Below are 4,561 nucleotides of genomic sequence, written 5' to 3'. Positions count from 1 at the left end.
AGCTAAAAGCATTAATGGACTCATACATCATTCCGATAGGGGTATACAATATTGCAGCAATGTATACACCCAAATCCTGAAAAGGAAAAAGATAGATATTAGTATGACAGAAGAAAATCATTGCTATGAAAATGCCCTAGCAGAAAGGGTTAACGGGATTCTTAAAGATGAATTTTATCTCGACCAAACCTTTACAAATATAGCGCACGCGAAAAGAGCTACAAAAAACGCAATTAATTTATACAACGAAATAAGATTACACTTATCTTTAGACTTTAGAACACCAAATATGGTATACAAATTAACAGCGTAAATCAATTTTAACCTGTAGCCATATTTCAGGACAAGACATGCAAAGCAACGTTACGGAGAACTGAAAATCGACTGAATTGAAAAACGGAATTTATATAACTGAATATCTGAAAAACGAGAAAAAACAACGCCTGATTTACGGTGGAATTTTACTCTTGTGGATATTTGTCGGACTGAATTTCGTGAAATATAAATATGACTTTAGCCCATTCAGAATTGATATGCTGATTTTAATGATTGTCTCTACTCTACTGTTGATTGGACCGATTATTATAAATAGAAAAATAATGTGGATTGGCGCTTTTGGATTTGCATTGTTGCACGGACTTTGGACAACCTACAAAGTGACATTTGGAACTTTAGTGGATTTTCATAGAGACTATGTTCCAAGTCCAAATTGGAATTTGAATGATATCGGAGTTTCTATTTTGCTAATTACTGTCTCGTTTTTAGTGACGTGGCTTATTTGGAAAATGAAACCTAAAAAATAAAAACACTATGCACAACACTGGCTATAGTTCATTGCGGCGGAATTTCCTATCGGAAATTCCTGCGTATTTGCAATGTTTGGTTTACGGCGGAATAATTCTGCCGAATCATTCCGCAACGAAACCATAGCCTAAACCGTTGCCACCCATTTAAAAAAATCGAGAACTATGAAAAAAATTACTTTACTATTAATGTTTTTGATTTGCGGACTATCGTTTGCACAAGAATTTGAAATTGGTCCAATGTTTAATTACGAAAGAACATCGTTTAACATACCTGATGACTCATTTATTATAGTTGGAGAATATGGCGGAGAAGGTTCAAGAACAACAGGATATGAAAGTAATTTTAGTTTTGGAGTTTTTGGTCAATTTTTCCTTGAAGAACGTATTGCGATAGCTGGAGAATTATTTTACACCAAAACAACATCTACAGAATTTAAGGATATCGAGTTTACCTCTATTAATTTTATTCCCTATGCTTCCTTATCATTAATCAGGAATGGAGAATTATATTTAAATCTAGGAGCCGGAATAGCATATATGACTAAAACACCTGATTTTGAGAATGAAGAATTGAATGAAAAAACTAAAAAATTCGACTTTCCAATTAAACTCGGCTTAAATTATAGATTTCCAAAACTTCTAATAATTGATGTCGGAATACATAGTCCATTTTCAAGAATCGTTGAGGACGAACTTTTAAGAACTGCATATTATTTAGGAATTAAAATACCATTAAACCAAATTTTAAATAAATAACGTATGAGAAAAATTATCTTCATTTTTTTAATAGCAATTATTTCGACAAATTATATAATTGCTCAAGAAGTTACAGTTAACGACAATATCACAATTGACATAAAAAAGGTCAAAAAAGCTCCTACTCTTTTTCATACACAACAGAACGTAAAAGTAAAAGGCGATGGTTTGGAAAAAATAATGATAAAATCAAAAATCAAATCCGAGAATAAAGAGGATGTTGATGTAAACCCATTATCCTTATTGGATACTGTAAATAAAGTTCGATACCAACTTGTGGAATTTGTCGGTTATAAATCATTTTCAATTGGCGTACCAACTTATCAAGGTAAAGAACTATTAAAAACTAAATTGCTTAATAAACGAGGTCATCCTTATCAAAGTGTTCCCGATTTTGACCCAAAAATTAAAGACACTTTTGAAGATTATCAATTTGAAGGTTATAAGAATATTACTTGCCAAATAAATTTTGGAACTGATAAAAATCCAATAGTTTCAGGAATATACTATGCACCAATAACAATGAATTCTTTTATCGCTGATGCTTTTTTCGCAATTCAAAAGTTCGATAAGGAACCAGTATTTGTATTATATTATGGAAATGAGAAAGTTGCTGATATTGATATAGATTTGGATTAAAAGATGCAACACGTAACAAAAACGGGTGGCAACAACGTATAAAAATAATAGGGCGATTTTGGCTTAATCCGAAAGTATTTTCGTGTCTGCTATGTTGCAATATTTTTAATTTTAGTATTTTTAGAACTGAAAAGTTAAAAAGAAAAATTAAAAATATGGCTCGTGGCTCAACCGAAAGGAAACAACCTATTTTCTGCCCTACTATTCTTATACAAGACCGTTGTGCAACATTTGAAAAAAAATCCGTGAAAGAAGAATGATAGTAGAATTTTTAGGACAGGGCTTACATCTAGAAGAAGATGAAACGTGCGGAAATCACGTTTGTTCTGCAATAAAAGACGAATCATTTACACAAATAACAATTTTTGTCGCTTTTTTGAGAAAGCCTGGTTTAGACTATTTAGCACCTTTCATAAAACAAGCAAGAAAAGAAAATAGAAATGTAACTTTCTATGTTGGAATTGATGAAAGAGTAACTTCAAAAGAGGCTCTCGAATTACTTTTAGAATTAGACACCGAAACATACATTTATTATTCTGACAGTTACATTTATCATCCAAAAATATATTTATTCGAAGGCGATAGAAATAGAATAATTACTGGTTCATCAAATCTGACTAAATCAGGACTTTTTTACAACGTTGAATCCTCAATCCTTTTAGATTTTACAAATAGTGACAAAAGCGGATTAAAAATTATAAATCAATTAAAGGAATTTTATTCTTCATTTTTCGATTTTAGCGACCCAAATCTTGAATTATTAACAAGTGAATACTTGGCTAAACTTGTTCTTGAAGATAAAGTGTCATCAGAAGAATTTTCAAAAGGCTCTGACTACAATTCAAATATTCACGATAATTCAAAAAAAAGAGGTAGAAATCCAAAAATTAGTGATTTAGGTAATTTAGAAATCAAAGAAAAGAAACCGATTAAACAATATCAGTCAATACTAAAAATAACAGAAGACTATCTTGCAAAATGGGATTATATGTTTAAAAAAATGGAAAGTTTTTACAAAGAAAATGACCATTGTACAGTTCCAAGAGAATATAAAGATAGAACTCTTCACGGTTGGTATAGAAAACAAAAACAACTATTTAATGCTGGAATTTTACCTAAAGAACATTTAGAAAAATTAAAAACTATAAATTTTTACTTTGGAGATGCTCACATTTTGTATTGGGATAAAAAATGGCTTGACAGTTACAGTCAACTATTAGAAGTCTATAAAAAAACAGGAGAAAGTAATGTAAAAAGATATAAAGATAATACTCATCCTCTTTTTTACATTTCTAATTGGGTTGCATTAGAAAGAGGGAAATATAAAAATGGTAAACTAAAAGATTGGCAAATAGAAAAACTTGAAAATATAGGTTTTGAATGGGAAATGTCTGGAGTCAGAACATCTAATAACGAAGATGATTGGCTCGATAAATTAGCACTTTTAGAAGAATATAAATCTGAATATGGAGATTGCAATATTTCGCAAACATTTAAAGAAAAAAAATATTTAGGACTTGGTAAATGGCTAAATGACCAAAGAACATATTACAAAAAGAAAAGGGAGTTTTTAAGTAAAGAAAGAATTGGACTTTTAGAAGATATTGGTGTTGTTTGGGATATGGATGTTCACAATTTTGAAAACAGAATTAAAGAATTACAAGATTATAAAGAAGAATTTGGAAATTTTAACATTCCTTCAAACTATAAACCAAATCCAAATCTTGGTAATTATGTTTATCGTATAAAAACAAAAGGAATTAAAGCAGATTGGAAAATAGAAAAATTACATCAAATCGGATTCTTTGAAATTGGAACTAAAACAAAAAAAGATAAAGGCGGACATATTACACAAAATTGGTTCAACAACTTAAACAAGTTGAAAAAATTAGAAAATCCAGACATAAAAAAAGATAATAAAGAATACCCAAAACTGGCTAGATGGCTTCATTATCAAAAAAGAACATTTAGATATGGCAGACTAAAAGATGAACAAATTAATGAACTAAAAAAGTTAAATATAAAACTTCCTGTAAGAAGTAAAAAAAGAAAAAAGTGGGATGAATATATTGAAATCATTGAACTTTTTAGAGAGGAATATGGAACAAAAGAAATTACATCTGAATTTGATAAAGAGATATATATTTGGGTAAATCAACAAAAAGCAAATTACAGAGCAAAAGCGTTGAGAACTGAAAAAGTAGAAAAATTAAAAGAATTAGGAATTATAGAAAGTGAATAAAAACGTTGCACAACACCGTATCCTATGAAAAGCACTAGCCTAGTTCTTCAAAGTTAATATTTATATTTTAATTATCTCATAATGATGATTCTGTGGTGTTGGAATGTTGATAATTCCG

At 29.8% G+C, this 4,561-nt stretch carries 5 protein-coding genes; all 5 read left to right on the top strand.

Annotation, left to right across the window (positions count from 1 at the left end):
• Positions 1–313 (top strand): integrase core domain-containing protein (locus tag J8H85_RS18750; protein WP_209657220.1); only part of this gene is annotated, 313 nt, incomplete at its 5' end.
• Positions 314–389: 76 nt separating this feature from the next.
• Complete coding sequence (locus J8H85_RS18745) at positions 390–803, top strand: hypothetical protein (RefSeq protein ID WP_209657219.1); 414 nt, start codon at positions 390–392, stop codon at positions 801–803.
• 165 nt (positions 804–968) lie between these two features.
• The gene (locus J8H85_RS18740) at positions 969–1,562 is read left to right on the top strand and encodes a hypothetical protein (protein ID WP_209657218.1); all 594 of its coding nucleotides are present in this window, start codon (positions 969–971) and stop codon (positions 1,560–1,562) included.
• Positions 1,563–1,565: 3 nt separating this feature from the next.
• The gene (locus J8H85_RS18735) at positions 1,566–2,201 is read left to right on the top strand and encodes a hypothetical protein (RefSeq protein WP_209657217.1); all 636 of its coding nucleotides are present in this window, start codon (positions 1,566–1,568) and stop codon (positions 2,199–2,201) included.
• Between the two features lie 256 nt (positions 2,202–2,457).
• Complete coding sequence (locus tag J8H85_RS18730; protein WP_209657216.1) at positions 2,458–4,443, top strand: Helicase associated domain protein; 1,986 nt, start codon at positions 2,458–2,460, stop codon at positions 4,441–4,443.
• Positions 4,444–4,561 lie beyond the last annotated feature (118 nt).

The sequence above is a fragment of the Mariniflexile gromovii genome, assembly GCF_017814435.1.
Lineage (GTDB): Bacteria > Bacteroidota > Bacteroidia > Flavobacteriales > Flavobacteriaceae > Mariniflexile > Mariniflexile gromovii.
Note: the sequence above shows the minus strand (reverse complement) of the source record. Positions and strands in the feature narration are given on the sequence as shown.